The 18,251-nt window shown below is 33.0% G+C and carries 12 protein-coding genes; 9 read left to right on the top strand and 3 right to left on the bottom strand.

Annotated elements, in window-relative coordinates; all coding sequences use genetic code 11:
- Positions 1-369 precede the first annotated feature (369 nt).
- Together AXE85_RS01240 and AXE85_RS01245 are read left to right on the top strand one after the other, a co-directional pair.
- A complete protein-coding gene (locus AXE85_RS01240; protein ID WP_062172260.1) occupies positions 370-3,594 on the top strand; it encodes a Spy0128 family protein in 3,225 nt (1,074 codons plus the stop codon).
- A 305-nt stretch (positions 3,595-3,899) separates the two neighbouring features.
- Positions 3,900-4,532: a hypothetical protein gene (locus AXE85_RS01245; protein WP_062172262.1), complete on the top strand. Its 633-nt coding sequence runs from the start codon at positions 3,900-3,902 to the stop codon at positions 4,530-4,532.
- 85 nt (positions 4,533-4,617) lie between these two features.
- On the opposite strand, the gene AXE85_RS01250 is transcribed toward AXE85_RS01245, so the two are convergent.
- A complete protein-coding gene (locus AXE85_RS01250) occupies positions 4,618-5,469 on the bottom strand; it encodes a VOC family protein (protein WP_062172673.1) in 852 nt (283 codons plus the stop codon).
- A gap of 553 nt (positions 5,470-6,022) precedes the next feature.
- Between AXE85_RS01250 and ychF the strand changes: the two genes are divergently transcribed.
- Together ychF and AXE85_RS01260 are read left to right on the top strand one after the other, a co-directional pair.
- Positions 6,023-7,123 carry a redox-regulated ATPase YchF gene (ychF, locus tag AXE85_RS01255; RefSeq protein WP_062172675.1) on the top strand — a complete coding sequence of 367 codons (1,101 nt, stop codon included), beginning with the start codon at positions 6,023-6,025 and terminating at the stop codon, positions 7,121-7,123.
- Between the two features lie 121 nt (positions 7,124-7,244).
- Complete coding sequence (locus AXE85_RS01260) at positions 7,245-8,534, top strand: DUF6792 domain-containing protein (protein ID WP_062172678.1); 1,290 nt, start codon at positions 7,245-7,247, stop codon at positions 8,532-8,534.
- Positions 8,535-8,638: 104 nt separating this feature from the next.
- Here AXE85_RS01260 and AXE85_RS01265 read toward each other — a convergent pair whose 3' ends face one another.
- Positions 8,639-10,918: a transglycosylase domain-containing protein gene (locus AXE85_RS01265; protein WP_062172680.1), complete on the bottom strand. Its 2,280-nt coding sequence runs from the start codon at positions 10,916-10,918 to the stop codon at positions 8,639-8,641.
- Between the two features lie 171 nt (positions 10,919-11,089).
- On the opposite strand from AXE85_RS01265, the gene tyrS reads away from it, so the two are divergent.
- The 5 genes from tyrS to AXE85_RS01290 all read left to right on the top strand — a co-directional run bounded on the left by tyrS (position 11,090) and on the right by AXE85_RS01290 (position 15,172).
- A complete protein-coding gene (gene tyrS / locus AXE85_RS01270) occupies positions 11,090-12,343 on the top strand; it encodes a tyrosine--tRNA ligase (RefSeq protein ID WP_062172682.1) in 1,254 nt (417 codons plus the stop codon).
- A gap of 90 nt (positions 12,344-12,433) precedes the next feature.
- Positions 12,434-13,111 carry a ribose-5-phosphate isomerase RpiA gene (gene rpiA / locus AXE85_RS01275; RefSeq protein ID WP_062174652.1) on the top strand — a complete coding sequence of 226 codons (678 nt, stop codon included), beginning with the start codon at positions 12,434-12,436 and terminating at the stop codon, positions 13,109-13,111.
- Between the two features lie 18 nt (positions 13,112-13,129).
- Positions 13,130-14,182 (top strand): hypothetical protein, encoded by a 1,053-nt coding sequence (locus AXE85_RS01280; RefSeq protein WP_062172685.1) that lies wholly within the window; start codon positions 13,130-13,132, stop codon positions 14,180-14,182.
- A 15-nt stretch (positions 14,183-14,197) separates the two neighbouring features.
- Positions 14,198-14,515: a metal-sulfur cluster assembly factor gene (locus AXE85_RS01285; protein ID WP_021752550.1), complete on the top strand. Its 318-nt coding sequence runs from the start codon at positions 14,198-14,200 to the stop codon at positions 14,513-14,515.
- A gap of 171 nt (positions 14,516-14,686) precedes the next feature.
- Complete coding sequence (locus AXE85_RS01290) at positions 14,687-15,172, top strand: methylated-DNA--[protein]-cysteine S-methyltransferase (protein ID WP_062172687.1); 486 nt, start codon at positions 14,687-14,689, stop codon at positions 15,170-15,172.
- 241 nt (positions 15,173-15,413) lie between these two features.
- Here AXE85_RS01290 and adhE read toward each other — a convergent pair whose 3' ends face one another.
- Complete coding sequence (gene adhE, locus AXE85_RS01295) at positions 15,414-18,056, bottom strand: bifunctional acetaldehyde-CoA/alcohol dehydrogenase (protein WP_062172689.1); 2,643 nt, start codon at positions 18,054-18,056, stop codon at positions 15,414-15,416.
- Positions 18,057-18,251: the final 195 nt, after the last annotated feature.

Here is an 18,251-nt window from a genome sequence, read left to right on the forward strand (position 1 = left end):
TATAGTAAGATAGTATGCCAAAATGCTACTTCATATAATTAAAAATTTGATTTAAAGTTTTAAGGAGAACAAACAATTATGATAAAAAAAGAACAATAACGATTTTCTTTAAGAAAATATAAGGTTGGTGTCGCATCTGTATTTTTAGGTTTAGGTCTTAGTTTTGTCTTAGCCAGTTCTGGAGAGGCACAAGCTTCTGATGCTAATGAAAAAGCCGAAACTCCAACTACAAGTGAAGTAGCAAAGGCGGAAGAAAAAACCGAAACTACGGCAAAAGTAGCAAATACTACTACTGCGGTAGCGACAGAAACTAAAGCGGAAAAAACTGCAACGGTAAAAGCTGAGGAAACAAAAAAAGCAGAAGAAACAGTGAAATCTGAAGCCGAAGCACCAAAAAAACGTACAAAACGAGATGCAACAGATAATTATGCTAGTAATCCTATTTCTGTTGAAACTATATTGAAAGATGGAGAAAAGGTTACTCCCGAAATGAGCAATCCGAATGGAGCTTCTGTAAAATCACAGGAGATTCCTGACAGCAGTTATAAGAAAGTAGAAGATACAACTAAATATACTTTTGAAGTGATTAATCTTACTCGTTTTAATAAAAATTATAATGTAAATTATTATATTCGAGCATACAAAAACTATGATAATTCTAAAAATGCTACTGTCGAGTTAGTTGATAAAACAACGAATAAAGTTATTGAAACTATCAATATAGCTCAAGGCGGGGCTAAGCAATCATTTACCAAAACTACGGAAGCTTCAAATAAAGATATGACATTAACTATCAGTAGTGTTGAAGGAGCTAGTGCAACTAAAGAAAAATTACCTTTCTTACATATTGAATGGGATATCAATCCTACTATTCTTTCTTATGCGGAGATGTCAGGGAATACACAAGATGAAAAAGAGAAAAAAGCTAAATATACTAAGGTAATGAACACTCGTTCAATGAATGATATTTTTAACGCAGTAGAACCTACATATAATGGGCGTGAAATTACACACTCAGATGTTATTATTCCTAGTGTTTTAGGAAAAACAACTTATTATAGGGTAGTTGATAAGGCTAACCAAACTTATAAGTCGGATAAAACTGATACTTCTGTTCAGGATTATGTTCCAAATGGGAAAGAGACTGATTTGGCGAGCTATACACTAAAAACAATGGAAGGGCAAAATTTCACTGCTTCAGGTGTAAGACAGTTTGAGGGTTATCGACTATATCAATCAGCAGCTGCAGATTCACTAAGTGGTTATGTATCGCGTCCATATGTTGTAGGTACCAAATTCTTGGATGCTAATGCAAATGGAATTAAACGTATAAAAGAAGTGGTTAAAGAAGATGGGACAGTGGGTATTCGAGTTTATGTATTAGATCCACGTCAACAAGAAAAACGTTCAGATGGTACATTAGAAACTGATGGTTATATTTTGATGGCTGAAACAGGTGAGATACCTCCGGGTGGGAAAAATACTGTAAGTCTTCCGGATAAGGAAGTCCAAACAATAGCTTTTACAGATAAAAATGGTGTAGCACATCCGAATGGAATTACTGTTAAAGGTCACACAAGCACGGGACACTTAGGAGGCCCGGATAACTATTTTATACCATTCCTAGGAGATAAAATTGGACATAATTCACAAAATGATCAATTGGTGAATGGAGTACAAAATAACGGAGCTATAGGGACAAATGTTTTCTTAAGAAATTCGTTGGCGCCTTATAAACCAACAGTGTATTACTATGTTAAAAATGAACCGGCTGAAGTAGAATTAGGTGTTACAAAAGTGTTGAACAATCGTAAATTGAAAGAAAATGAATTTACTTTCAACATTAAAAATGCTGATGATAAAACCCCTGCTTTAAATCAGGATAAAACAAATGCAACAGATGGAACTGTAAAATTTGATAAAATATCATTCTATAAAGCTGGGACATACACATATACGATTACTGAAAAAGTTGGTACGGACACAGATGTTGACTACGATGCAATGACAGTAACAGCTGTCGTAACGGTTGTAGAAAAAGATGGTAAATTAACTGTAGAGAAACCTAAATATTCGTATCCAAACGATGCAAACTCAAACGGGAAATTTGACAACTATTATGTAGCTCCAAAAGAACTGGACTTTTCTGTTGAATTCACAAAAGTTCTTGATGGTCGTCCGTTAAAAGATAGAGAGTTTTCATTCACGATGAAAGATAAAGACGGAACAATTATTGCGAACGGTACGAACGATACAACCGGTAAGATTACATTCACATTTGTGGATGGTAAAAAGCCAATGTATAAAAAAGCCGATGCCGGTAAAACATTTACATATACAGTAGAAGAAGTACAAAAAGTTGATGATAAAGAAACGGGTTATGATCCGATGAAAGCGGAAGTGACAGTAACTGTTTCTAAAGATGAAAGTCATGTCTTAACAGTTGTGACAACACCTCCAAAAGATACAGAATTTAATAATACTGCAAAACCGCCAAAACCGGAATTCCAATCGGAGAAATATGTTGTAGATCGTGAAAAATTTGACATTACCGGTGAAAAACTTCTAGATGATGATAAAGAATTGACTGACAAGTATGGAGATACAAATAAAGATCCATATACAGACAAAACTGACAATAACGAAGCGGAAAACTTAAATACTAAGACTCTAAAACGTGGACAAAAAATTGTTTATCAAGTATGGTTAGATACAAATAAATTTGAAGCCGCTCATAAGATTCAACAAGTAGGCATTACAGATGAATACGATAGTGCTTATTTAACGGTTGAAAAAACAGGTATTAAAGTATATGATAGTAAAACCGGTAATGACGTAACAGATTTATTCGATATTACTGTTGAAAACGGTAAGATTACAGCAACCTCTAAAGAAAGTTTAATCAAAGATAATGTATTAGATTTAACACAATTTTCATTCGGGCGTTATTACAAATTTGACATCGTTGCGACAATTAAAGCGGACACTCCTGATGGAGTAGATATTGAGAACACAGCAAAACAAACAGTACATCAATACAACCCAGTTAGTAAGAACGTAGAAAAACCTGAAAAACCAACTCAAAAACGTGTAAATAATATTCCGGTAGAGCTGGAGTTTGACTTTACTAAGAAACTTGAAGGACGTGAGTTAAAACAAGGTGAATTTAGCTTCGTACTAAAAGATGAAAAAGGTAATGTAATCGAAACTGTGAAAAATGATGCTGACGGAAAAGTTAAATTCAAAGTTGAGTACAAAAAAGGTCAAGAAGGTACTTACAAATACACAGTAGAAGAAGTGCGTGGAACAGAAGTAGGTATAGAATATGATAGAATGGTAGCGACAGTGATTGTAACTGTTACTAAAGAAGGTAAAGTATTGACAGCAACTTCTAAATTACCGAAAGATACTGAGTTTAATAACAAAGTAACACCACCGACACCACCGACACCACCAACACCACCAACACCGCCAACACCGCCAACACCGGTATTACCAAAAACCGGTCTTGACACAACAGGTAGTACGGCAGGATTCGGAGTGTTGTTAGCGGGTATTGCATTAGCAGTAAGAAAACGTCAAGAAGAAAAATAAAATCTAAGGACAAAGTTTAGATTTTAAACAAAAAACAGACTTGATAATTCACTATATCAAGTCTGTTTTCTTTAATTTTATACAACCGTTTTTTGTTATATATTCCAAGGATAGCTGACGAAATTGAGATGGTGAATATATACTTTTATAAATTTCTATTTTTTAAAATTGACAAAAACTTATTATTTATAATTATTATGTATAGAAAATATACAAAATGTAATGAAATAGTATCATTATAAATCTTTACTTTAAGATATATTTCTGATAAAATCTTATGTAGTATATATTAGGAGGAAATTCAAATGGGTAAATTAACTAAAGGGTTATTTTTAGGTGTTGCTTCAGCGGTGGGAGCATACTATTATAAAAATCCAAAAGAATTAGAAAAACATAAAGAATTATTAAAAGAAAATGTAAAATTAGGTTTGAATAAGGTGAACGATTTTATTAATGGTGACTGTTGTTGTAAAAGAGATGGTGTGGATCGTACCGGAGAAGATATAGCGAAAGAACGTCTGGATAAATTGACAGCTGCGTATAATAAAGAAGAAAAAGCTGAACCGTTTGTTGAACTGAAAACAGATGAAAAACCAATCGAGCAGGTTGAAATTGTAGAAGAAGAACCACTAACGGAAACTGCAGAAGATTTAAAAGAAGAAATCGAAAAAAGCGAAGAAGTTGATGAAGTCGTTAGTGAAGAAACATCAGAAGATCTTCAAGAAGATACAACAATAGAAGAAGTTATTGGTGATGAACAAGAGGAAACTTCGAAATTGGAACAGGAAGTAGAAGATGCTAAAATTGAACTGGGTCGTTTGATTGAAGAAAGATCACAGGAAAAAACAGAAGATAAAGATGTGACTGAAGATAAAGCTGCAAATAAAACAACATTAGATTCGATTGTATCGCTATTTTCATCAAAAGAAGATAAATAAAATATATTAAAAGACAGGTTTTTTATACTAACTTTAAAAGTAGAATAGCTTTAGAAGTTGAGTATTGTTACCTGTCTTTTTATAATTATTTTATACCATTTATCAAGTTTATTATAATACCGTTCGGGTCACTAATAGTAATACTATCACCGGTTTCTTTTAATATATTTACATTATGACTTTTAATATGTTGTAAAACTGAGTTATAAGTATCACTATCAATAAAATGAATATCAAATTTCTCTAAACCCGGTGTTCCTTTTTTACGTAGGTTTAAATTAGGGCCTGCCCAGTTGTTAACGGCAAGATGATGATGATAACTTCCATAAGCAATCCAACTTGCACTAGGAACGGTAAATTTGTCTTTGAACCCTAGAATGTGTTGGAAGAAGTTACTTGATTCTTTAGAATTTTTAACACTTAGGTGAACATGACCGACTGATGTACCGACAGGCAATTGATAAGGGGATCTTGGTTGCGAAATATTAAGAAGATGTTCGGCGTCAAGTGCTTCTGTTATACCAATAATACGCCCGTCTTCACGTTTATCCCAAAATTTTTCATCTTTATCATAATAGACTTCAATACCGTTACCTTCAGGGTCTGAAAGATATATAGCGTTGCTATAACCGTGGTCTGCCCCTCCTTCTAATAAAACTTTAGTTGAGACAAAATGGTTTAGGATATTGGCTAAATCCTGCTCGCTCGGTACAAGGTAAGCAACATGATATAAGCCATACGAACGAATAAATTTAGTATGAACCTTATTCAATATTAAAAGCGGTTTATTATCAATTGTACCTAATGTAGCAGATGTTTCATTGTGAGAAATAATGTGCATACCCATTGTATGTGTATAGAAGTTAAGTTGACTATCTAAATTATTAACATTTAATGTGATCGTACCAAGTACGATGCCAGAATTATATTTTTTCATAAATTTTCACCTCAATTATATTTATTAATTTATTATATATATATTTATATACAAAATATTTTTTGTTGCTGATTTTATAGTAGTGTGGCAACCTTAAGGATTAACTTTTGAACAGCAACGAGACTAATAACAATGTTTGTAGTGGTAATAGTAAAATACTTTTAGCATTTTACTTTGAGAATTTTAGACCTTGGTTAAAATTCTAGTCGAAAAATCCATTCACGCAGTGAATTAGTTGTAGGCGTCCATACCACCGCTAACCATTGCTGAAATATTTGTAAAATAATATATAGTATATTTTACAAGGTACAATATTTTTTAGCAAGTAGGTACTTTTTTGTTCCATAGTATCTTTTTGAATGGATTTATATTGTTTAAGTAAATATAATTATTAAAAAATTAATTCAATCATAGATATAAGATTAAAAATTTTAAGTATTTATTCTAAATTATTATTATATTGAATGTCAAGTAGTGTTTTTTATGATATAATAATAAAGTTGAATACGGTAAGGAACCGAAACGAAAATAATCAAAAGGAGTGAGTACCAATATGGCATTGACAGCCGGGATAGTTGGATTACCGAATGTGGGGAAAAGTACCCTTTTTAACGCAATAACTAAGGCAGGAGCATTAGCGGCAAACTACCCATTTGCGACAATTGATCCAAATGTGGGAATTGTTGAAGTACCTGATAAAAGATTAATTAAACTAACAGAATTAGTAGAACCTAAAAAAACAGTACCAACATCATTTGAATTTACAGATATAGCCGGTATTGTAAAAGGAGCATCAAAAGGAGAGGGACTGGGGAATAAATTTCTTAGTCATATTCGTGAAGTAGATGCGATTTGTCAAGTGGTTCGTTGTTTTGAAGATGAGAATATTACACATGTTGCCGGAGGTGTAGATCCACTGTATGACATCGAAGTAATTAACTTAGAACTTATTTTAGCTGATCTTGAAAGCGTTGAAAAACGAATCGGGCGTGTTGAAAAACAAGCTAAACAAAAAGATAAAGATGCAGTAGCAGAATTTAGTGTATTATCTAAGGTGAGAGATATTTTAAAAGAAGAAAAACCTGCACGATTACTGGAATTAGATAAAGAAGAACAAAAAATTGCTAAAAATTTACATTTACTAACGATGAAACCAATGCTTTATGTTGCAAATGTAAGTGAAGAAGATTTACCTAATATTGATGGGAACGATCATGTAAAAAAAGTTCGTGAATTTGCAGGAGAAGAAGGCAGTCAAGTAATTGTTGTCTGTGCGAAAATTGAAGAAGAAATGGCATCATTGGAAGATGAGGAAAAGGCTATGTTCTTAGAAGAATTAGGTATTGATGAGAGCGGATTGGATAAACTGATTAAAGAAAGTTATAGTTTATTAGGACTGGCGACATACTTTACAGCAGGTGTTCAGGAAGTAAGAGCGTGGACGTTTAAAAAAGGAATGCTAGCACCGGAATGTGCAGGAATTATTCACTCTGATTTTGAACGTGGTTTTATTCGTGCTGAAACGGTAAGTTATGATGATTTAGTTGAGTATGGAAGTATGCAAAAGGCAAAAGAAGCGGGACGAGTACGTCTTGAAGGAAAAGAATATGAAGTAAAAGATGGCGATATTATGCTGTTTAGATTCAACGTATAGAGTACAAAATTTAAAAAGTAAATCAATAATTAAATAATGTAATTATCCTACGAAGAAAACCGTAGGATTTCTTATATTTTATAGAGGTATGTTATAATTATGTACAAAGAGGTGAAATGTTATGTTGCGTTTTTTTCATAGACCGCTCTTAATAGCAAAACTGACATATTACGAGTATTTAATAAAAAATAATAAACGTCAATCAACAATTGAATATAAAATTAAACGGATAATAAAAGAGGTCACCGAAGAAGAAATTGATGATATTAAGGTGTTTAATAGTGGATTATCAACGCCTAAATTAAGTAAAAACGGATTTCAAGCAACAGCGATATATGTGCCTGAATATGAAGAAATACTTATTATTTTTAGAGGAAGTGAACGTGATGATATAAGTGATTGGTTTTATAATTATACGGGTATTGTATCCGGTGCAAATACCAGTCAACTTGATTCCGCATTTGCTTTTATTAAATTTCTTAAACATAGCATTCCAAATTTTGATTTATGCTATAAAGTGGCAGCCGGGCATTCGTTAGGGGGACATTTGGCGATTTCATTGGAGTTGTTAAAAGGCATTTTTCAACGTGTTTATACCTATAATACCGCACTACCTCAACTGAAACAACTCAGAAAATATGATAAGAAATATGATAAAAAACTTCGTGAATATTTTTTAGAAAAAAATCTTGCGGAAACTAATAAACTTCAAGAATTTACAGCCAATTATTATAAAAAGAAAGCACATCATATTTATAATTTTGTGAGAAGAAACGATTTTGTAGAATCACTTAATATGACTGTAGGAACTTTTAGAGTAGGTAAGGATATAGAGTATCCTCCATTATTGAAAGTATTTATAGCACCTGAAGAGTATTTGACCCAAGAGGATACTTATGAGCTTGATAGATTATTTGAAAAATTTTACAACAGATTGAAAACTAAAGGTATTACGTCAGATATGGTGAAAGATATGCCGAAAGAGATTGCTGATGAGTTTGTAAGTTTGGTAGTAGAAGAAATTAAAAATCCTATTCAAAATCAACTAAATTCAATAACACGGCGAAAAAATAAAGATACTACAGATAAAAATAATAATATTGCAAATTCATACAAAACTTTTAAAGCTCTTTATAATTATATGCTTTATTTGGCACATTCGGGTATTATTTCGGATGATATAATTAAAAATAATGAAAGTAAAAATGCAACGAGTTTGTATGAGAAGGTGCTGAACAATGAAACTGCAAAAAGTTTGAAAAATCTCCTTAAACCGCTTCAGGAATTTTATACTTTGACGAAAGCGATTTATCTAGTTGTTCATGCTAAGGAATTTGAAGATTTTAGCGGTTGGGTAGAAATCGCTAAAGCCCATGATTTGCCTCCGTTCTATGATGTTTTTGATGAATAATAAAATATGAGTTTTTTCATCCGGAAAATTTTTAGGGAGTGGCTTAACAAAATTTGATTTTTTAAAATCATAATTTTAAGTCACTCCCATTTTCTTTAATTAAGTTATTCGTGATCGTCATCGTCTCTTGAAGACGGGTTTTGCGGTTCTACTGCATCAGATGTTTGATTGTCCTTATCTTCTTTATCTTTGTCATCATCTTTGTCCTTTTCTTTAGGTTTAGATGGAGTTCGAAAAGTTAAAGTTTTATCAATATTAAAACCGAATTTTAATAAAGTTTTTTCCTTATCTAATTCTTTAAAGTCTTTTGGTATCATATCCGAAATAGTACCTTTAGAATTGTTATATGGATTAATATCCGAGTCTATGACAGAAGAAGGTTTTTCAAATTCCGTATCAGGAGAAACTAATTTATTACTATAGTCGTATATAGCATTCATGACATGTGTCCACGCTTTATGTGCATAGTCATACGACGGAACTGTTGTCGGTTTGTCATAACCTGCCCATAATCCGACTGTGATGTTTTTAGTGCCGCCTACTACCCAAAGGTCATTATAATATTCTGAAGTACCCGTTTTAACAAAAAGGTTTTTATTATTAAATTTCAGATTTTTACCAATATCGACTGATGTACCATAGCTGGCATTAATAACGTTGTTTAACATTTTCACTATTAAATAACTTGTTGATTCTTCATATATTTTTACCGGTGCAAAATTTGAAGAATAAACTAACTCATCTTTATTGTTGCGAATTTCATCAATAATATAGGCTTTCTTATATTTTCCGTTATTGGCGAAAGTGGCGAAAGCATTTGTATTTTCTGTAACTGAAACCCCATGTGATAAACCGCCTATTGCAGCGGCGAGATTCTTTTTATCACCCTCATCCATTTTTTTAAAATTCATTCTTTCTAAATATTGTTCAACAGGATTCTCATTAACAAAAGCAGAGTATAGTCGTACAGTTGATAAGTTGAGAGAACGTGCTAATGCTTCTTTAGCAGGGATATAACCGTACTCTGTTCTGCTGAAGTTTTCAGGTTTCCAGCCATTATAATTAAATCTTTTGTCCAGTACTGTTGAGTTAGGAGTGATATATCCTTTATCAATGGCAGGGCCATAAACAAGTAAAGGCTTAATAGAAGAACCGGGAGAACGAAATGTTCTTGTAGCGTGATTAAGCTGTTGCTTATTATAATCTACCCCGCCGATAAATGCTAAGATTTTTCCTGTATTGTTCTCGATAACAGAAGCCCCTATTTCCATTGGATAAGTAACACCTCCGTTTCTCGCACTTGGATACGATTTAAAAGTATTTTTAGCATTATTTAGTGTATCATACAGATTTTTATCAATGGTGGTTTTTACTTTGTACCCGCCGGTAATAAACTTAATACGACTTTTTTCTATAAGCTCTTCACGATATGTGCTGTCGTTTTTAAATTTTTCAAATTCATTATTTTTCTTCGCTGTCTGTTCTGCCAAAATTTCTGCGGCAGATGTGGTTATTTCGTCGCGTATATATGGGTAGTTTGTATATTCTGTGCTTTTTTGTTTAATGAACGCCCCTTTAATATCAAAACGTAACGCTTCGTTGTAATCATCTTTTGAAATATAACCTAATTTTACCATGCGTTTTAGTACATATTGTTGACGAGCAAAGCCTAATTGTAGTTCTGAATCAGATTTTATATTTCCTTTTTCATCAAACGGTGTGTATTTGAATGGAGATTGAACAAAGCCGATAAGATAAGCGGCTTGAGCAATATTTAATTCTTTAGCATGTTTACCGAATACCCCTTGTGAAGCTGATTCAATACCGCTAATATTTTGCCCGAGACTATTTTTTCCAAATGAGGCAACATTTAAGTAAGTTTCAAGTATTTCACGTTTTGTAAAACTATTAGTAACTCTAAGTGAAAGTAGTATCTCTTTAGCTTTTCTTTCATAAGAATGCGTGTTATCAAGCAACTGATTTTTGACAAGTTGTTGAGTAATGGTACTGCCGCCGGTATTTGATTTGCCGGACATTTCGCTATATAATGCTCTAGCTATTGATAATACTTCAATGCCGCTATTTGAATAAAAGTTGGCATCTTCACTGGCAATAATCGCATTTTTAACATTGTCACCCATCTCATCAAAACTGATAGACTTTCGAATTAATTCGGAGTTAATTGTTCCGAGTTTTTCACCGCTACCGAAATAAACATCACTATTTTCGCTAATATCATTAATTTGTTCGTGCATTTCTTCAAAAGATAATAGTGGTTGTGATTTGACCAATCCACCGATAAAGCCGAATACTACACCGACACCGAGGCTAAAAAGAAGTGCTAACCCAAGTAATATTTTTCCTTTGTATTTTTTTTGTTTCATTAAAATCTCCTTGATGAATTTATCATATTTATTATACCATAAGTTAACAAAAAAATAAAAACATGTGAAAAATTATTATTATTAATCAAATAAAGTAATAAAAAAAGTTTTAAATTATGGTATAATGTAACATAAGTATTAATAATATAAACGTATTTAGGAGGTTAATGTATGAGTAAGTTGCTAGAAGATTTAAAGTATAGAGATTTGGTATACCAACAAACTGATGAAGAAGGTATTAAAAAATTATTAGAAAGAGAACAAGTATCAATTTACTGCGGAACAGATCCGACCGGTAATTCACTACATATAGGTCACTTATTACCGTTTTTAACATTAAAAAGATTTCAGCAACATGGACATAGACCGGTTGTTCTAATTGGCGGCGGTACGGGTATTATCGGAGATCCGTCGGGACGAAGCGAAGAACGTCAATTGCAAAGTTTAGACGTTATCAAAGAAAATGCTAAAAAATTAGAAGCACAATTACGTAATATTTTTCGTGGAGATGATAATATATTATTTGTTAATAATTACGATTGGCTTAGTGATATTTCAATGATAGAATTTCTACGTGATTATGGAAAATTAGTCAATATTAACTACCTGCTTGCAAAGGATTCAATTTCAAGTCGATTGGAAAACGGTCTATCATTCACGGAATTTAGTTATACAGTCCTACAAGGTATTGATTATGCCCATTTGAATGAACATCATAATGTAAAAATGCAAATTGGTGGTTCTGATCAATGGGGAAACATTACAACAGGATTGGAAATTATGAGAAAACTTCGTGGTGATGTAGAGGCGTACGGGTTTACAATTCCGTTAATGTTAAAAGCTGATGGAACAAAATTCGGGAAATCAACAGGTGGAGCGGTATGGTTAGATCCGGAACAAACAACACCATATGAATTTTATCAATTTTGGTTTAATACGGCAGATACAGAAGTTATTCCTGCACTTAAAAAATTCACATTTTTAGAAAAAGAAGTAATAGATAAATTAAGTGAGAGCGTAGAAAAAGAACCAAACTTACGTCTTGCACAAAAAACATTGGCGGAAGAAATGGTAAAAATTGTTCATGGAGAACAAGCATTGGAAAGTGCCTTAAATATTACAAAAGCACTGTTTTCAGGGGATATTAAAACACTAACTTCAAAAGAACTGGCACAAGCTGTAAAAGGATTGCCAAAAAGTGAATTAGATAAACAAGAACGTAATATTATAGATTTCTTAGTAGACAGCAGTATAGTGTCATCAAAACGTCAAGCACGTGAAGATGTAAACAACGGAGCAATCTACATAAACGGAGATAAAATTACAGATTTAGATTATACAGTAAGCAAAAAAGACCACTTAGAAGGTAACTATACAATTATACGCCGAGGCAAGAAAAATTATTTATTAGTTGAATATAAGTAGCGTAAATATTTATAGTGATAAAAGTATAAGTTTTTTGTTTACACTAATTAAAGGAAGGAATACTTGTTAAAAAATAACGGAGAAACGAAAATGAATTTAAAAGAAATTGTTGGTAAAAAAGCTGCCGAATATGTAAAAGATGGGATGATAGTAGGACTGGGAACCGGTTCGACAGTTTTCTATTTTGTTCATGCTCTAGCAGATAAGGTGAAAGCCGGATTGAACATTGAAATGGTTTCAACATCAATTCAAACTGTAGAATTAGCTAAAAGTCTTGGTTTAAATATCAGGGCTTTGGAAGATGTAGATCATATTGACCTTGCTGTTGATGGAGTAGATGAAATAGATAAAAATTTCAATGCCATTAAAGGTGGCGGCGCTGCTTTGTTTAGAGAAAAAATTGTTGCCGATATTGCCGATAAGGTTATCTGGATTTACGATGAAAGTAAAGACGTGAAAAAATTAGGTAATTTTAATTTACCGGTGGAAATTTTGCCCTTTGGTTATAGTCACACAATTCGCAAATTGGAACAAATAGGCTTAAATCCGATATTACGTCTTAAAGATGAAAAAATACTCGTAACGGATAATCATAATTACATTGTTGACTTACATTTAGGGTATGGTTTTGATATAAATGATGTAAAAGAAAAATTAAGCAATATTGTTGGGGTAGTAGAGCATGGATTATTCCTTAATATGTGTAAATTATGTATAAAAGGTACTGATAATGGAGCTATTGTTATAGAAAATCCAAATAAAAAATAATTTTTTAAGGAGTATTTTGTGAGGAAAAGTTATACAAGGGGTTTAAAACGAACTATATTGGTTACACTTATTATGTGGTTTATAAGTATTTCTATGATAACCGCTTTAGGATTTCAAAGTATAGAAAAACAATATAAGAATGGCGATGTTTTTGATGGACATTCAGGCTATGCAATAATAAAAATTTTGGCAGTAGAAGAACAAAAGATACAAGATAAAATTTTAGAAAAAAATGAAAAATTTTATCTTATTGAACACGAACATGGCTATATTATGTTAAGAACAACTGCGGAAAAATTAGATAAAATGCTCGGTGGCAGGAAATTACAAGACGGCAAAATTCTTGACCTCGGTAAAGAAAATATCTACGCACGTATAGACAGTATTCCGGCTACAGCTAGGAATAAAAATGATTGGAAGACGACCGTATATATATCAGCAGAACTCCGGAAGAAATTTGAAAATTCCGCTCAACAGAGTTATCTAATTAAGAAAAGAACTTCTGAGGTTATAAAAGAAGTTGGGGCAAATGTTGATAAAGCTGCATATAAAAAGAAAATAGAAGAACGACCCTTTTATAATGATGTTTATATAGTACCGGTAGGAACTGCATATTACACGGTAATGATTATTATAGTAACTGCTATTTGTTTATCAACGCTATGGTTAACTGTTTCTTTTGTAAAAAAGGTTAAGAGAGCTAAAGAAAATTATGAAAAATTATTTATAGAATATCCTGAAACTGAAAGAGATATAGATATTTTAGTAAGAGATGCCGGATTTGTAGATGAAAAATTAAAAGTATTAATCTATAAAGATGCTCTTATAATATATAATCGAATTTTTAATTTTGAATTGTTGAACAATATAAAGACTATAATATTTGATAGAGAAATAGGTAGTAGAAGTAAAGAAAAGAAATATTTTTTTAAAATTGAAGATAGAACGGGTAAAATAACTAAGAACATCAGTATAGGAAAATATAAGGAAAATACTGAGATGCAGATTGTTAATTTAGGAAAATTGATAAAACAAAATCATAAAATAAAGGTGATATATACCTTTAAATAGCATAGGAGGAAATATATGGAAGATTTAAAAGATAGAGTAATAGAAGCACTGGAAACAGTAATAGATCCGGAATTAGGGATTGATATAATGAATTTGGGTCTTATTTATGATGTTAAGATGAGTGAGGATAATAAACATGCCGTTGTAGATATGACTTTAACATCAATGGGCTGTCCTATGGGACCACTCATCGTTGAACAGGTAGAGACTGCGATGATGGGGGTAGATGAAATAGAAAAGGTTGATGTTAATATTGTTTGGGAACCTGCATGGACGAAAGATAAAATGTCAAGATATGCAAAAATAGCATTAGGAGTAATTGATTACGAATAGGAAAAGCACCTTGCGGGGTGCTTATTTCTTATAAATAAAATATATTTTAACAAAGAGTAATTAACGAAACATGAGGGTATAAAAATTTTCTAATGATATAAAAATTATTTAATTACTATAAATTAATCTTTATCCTGCAAAAAATTGCAAATATAATAAGGAGAAAAAACAATGTTTTATTATAGGTGCTTAATACGAGGTGATTATTACTACTTGGTAACAAATAGCGATGATTTAGTATTCGTTGGCAGTCCTAATAAAAATATAGATGAAATTTATAATTTTTTGGGCGAAGTAAATTTAATAGAAAATTACAACAAAGTGAAAAAATATAGTCAGAAGCTTTATGAATATTTTATTAATCAAAAAGAAATAAACAATATAAAAATTCCTGAAGGAACCGAATTTCAAAAGTTGGTTTGGACGGCGGTAAGGAGTATTCCTTATGGAGAAATCAGAACATACTCGGATATAGCAAGACAGTTGGATAAGCCGAAAGCAGTCCGTGCTGTGGCTGCTGCAATAGGGAAAAATCCGCTGTTGATATTTATACCCTGCCATAGAGTATTAGGGAAAAACTGTAATCTTTGTGGGTATCGCGGGGGATTGGAATTGAAGCAAAAATTGTTAGAAATGGAAAAAGTTTTTAAGAAATAATAAGCGGAGCCAACCCGAGTATTTTATCCGATGTATTTTAAACTAATTACTAAAGTATTTAATATAATAATATTGTAAAGATTGGGAATTCACTGACACTTTAGTTTAAAATTAATCAGAATAATGAGTTGGCTCTATTTTAAAGGAATTTATGATTATGAATGTAAACGTCTAGTAAGTAAGATAAGAGGAAAGGGCGGAGCTATTGTTCGCCCCTTCTTCTTTATGTTAGAGTTAACTATTATTTATTTTCTACAAATTTCTTTTTATCGTATCCGAACCATGCAGCTTCCATAATGCCTGCCATATCATCAATCATAGCTAATCTAGGATTTGCAGGAGTACATTGGTCTTCATACGCATCCATCGCAAGAGTAGGAAGAGCAGCTTTAAATGCTTCGTAGTCAACTCCATGGTCTTTAAAGCACATAGGAGTTCCGACACGTTTTCCAAGTTCAAATACTGCTTGTGCATAAGAATCGACAGCTTGTTCAGGGGTGTCGGCTTTTAACCCTAATAATTTGGCTATATCTTGGAATCTTTCATCTGCTTGATAATGTTCATATTTAGGCCATAGTGATACTTTACCGGGGCGAGTACCATTGTATTTTATTACATAAGGTAAAAGTGTTGCATTAGTTTCGCCGTGTACAGTATGGAACTTACCACCGATTTTATGTGCCATAGAGTGCGATATTCCTAAGAATGCATTGGCGAATGCCATACCGGCTAGGCAAGAAGCGTTGTGCATTTTTTCACGTGCATCTTTGTCAAACTCTTTAACAGATTTTTCTAGGTTTTCAAATACCAACTTAATTGCACGAAGTGCTAAACCGTCTGTATAGTCATTTGCCAGAATAGAAGTATATGCTTCTGTCGCATGAGTAAGAACGTCCATACCTGTTGCTGCTGTTGGGCGTGACGGTACGGTTTGTACCATTACCGGATCAACGATAGCAACATGAGGGGTAATAGCATAGTCAGCTAATGGATATTTTTTGTCATTTTCTTTATCGGAAATAACGGCAAACGGTGTTACTTCACTACCGGTACCTGATGTTGTCGGTACTGCGATAAATTTAGCTTTTTGACCAAGATGAGGGAATTTTACAGTACGTTTTCTAATATCGGCAAATTTTTGCACCAGTTCTGTAAAGTCTGCATCGGGTCTTTCATAAAACAGCCACATAATTTTAGAGGCATCCATTGGAGAACCACCACCAAGTGCAACGATTGCATTAGGTTTAAATGTGTTCATAGCTTCTAACCCACGGCGTACAGTTGTAATATCAGGGTTAGGTTCAACACCGGCAAATACTTCATATTGAATTTTATTTTTGCGACGATTTAGTTGATCGATGATACGTCCGACAAATCCTAATTTAACCATAGATTCGTCAGTTACGATCATCACTCTTTCTAAACCCTCCATTTCACTCAAGTATTTAATCGCATTTGGTTCAAAGTAAATTTTAGGTGGTACTTTAAACCATTGCATATTATTATTTCTTCGACCGATTAATTTAATATTTAACAGGTTAATTGCGTTAACATTTCCGGATACAGAGTTTCTACCATAACTACCGCAACCTAATGTTAGAGAAGGGATAAAGGCATTATAAACATCGCCGATACCACCGAATGTTGAAGGAGAATTCCAAACAACACGACATGCTCTTACTACTTTACCGAACTCTTCGGCAACCGCTTCATCTTGTGTGTGAACGGCTGCGGTGTGTCCTAATCCGTTAAATTCAACCATTTGACGAGATTTTTCGATACCATCTTCGGTGCTTGTAGATTTTAATACTGCAAGAACAGGAGATAATTTTTCACGAGTTAAAGGTTCATTAACGCCAACTTCACTACATTCAGCAGCTAGGATAACTGTTCCCTTAGGAACTTCAAAACCTGCCATTTTAGCAATTTCTGTAGCAGGCTTACCAACTATAACAGAGTTTAGTTTAGCACCGCCACAATTTTCAGAATTAGCTTCAACACCGAATAGTAAGTTTTCCAATTTAGCTTTTTCTTCTTTGTTAACGAAATGAACATGGTGTGATTTCATAATTTTAATAAAATCAGTATACAATTCTTTATCAACGATAGCTGCCTGTTCACTTGCACAAATCATACCGTTATCAAATGCTTTACTAAGAACAATATCATTTACAGCTTGTTTTAGTTTAGCATCTTTATGAACATAAGCGGGTACGTTACCGGCACCAACTCCTAAAGCAGGTTTACCGCAAGAATAAGCGGCTCTAACCATTGCATTACCACCGGTTGCTAAAATAGTAGCGACTCCGTCGTGATTCATAAGAGCGTGAGTTCCTTCCATTGAAGGTTTTTCGATAAACTGAATGCAGTTTTCAGGCGCTCCTGCTTTAACAGCGGCATCTCTTACGATTCTTGCAGCTTGTTTAGAACATTCATTAGCAGATGGGTGGAAACTGAAGATAATCGGATTACGTGTTTTCAAACAAATAAGTGATTTGAAAACTGTAGTTGATGTAGGGTTTGTAGTCGGAACTACACCGCACACAACTCCAACAGGTTCTGCGATTGCTGTTAAACCGTCCACATCGTCTTTGCTGACTATACCCACTGTTTTTAAGCCACGCATATAGTTAACGATGTACTCGCAAGCATAAAGGTTTTTAGTAGCTTTATCTTCAACGATACCGCGACCTGTTTCCTTAACAGCGGCAACCGCTAATGGTCCATGAGCTTCCAACGCAGCGACAGCAGCCGCTTGAACGATAGTATCAATTTTTTCTTGATCTTCTATCTTCTTAAACTCATCTAAAGCAACGAGTGCTTTTTCAACTAATGTATTAACTTCTTCGACTGGGTTAACAGCCGCAATAGTTTCTTTTACCATAATAATTAACCCCTTTATAAGTTATTTAGTTTATTTGCAAGCGAACTAATTTTTTGATTTAGAACACTTTTTTCTTTACTGCAACTTCAGTTTACCATATTAAAAATAAAAAGTAAAGTTCTGTTATATAACTAAAATATAGAGTTTAAATAATTATTTTTTCATTTCCAAGTTTAAAAACATAAAAAAGACAAC

The organism is Gemella sp. oral taxon 928, from assembly GCF_001553915.1.
GTDB lineage: Bacteria > Bacillota > Bacilli > Staphylococcales > Gemellaceae > Gemella > Gemella massiliensis.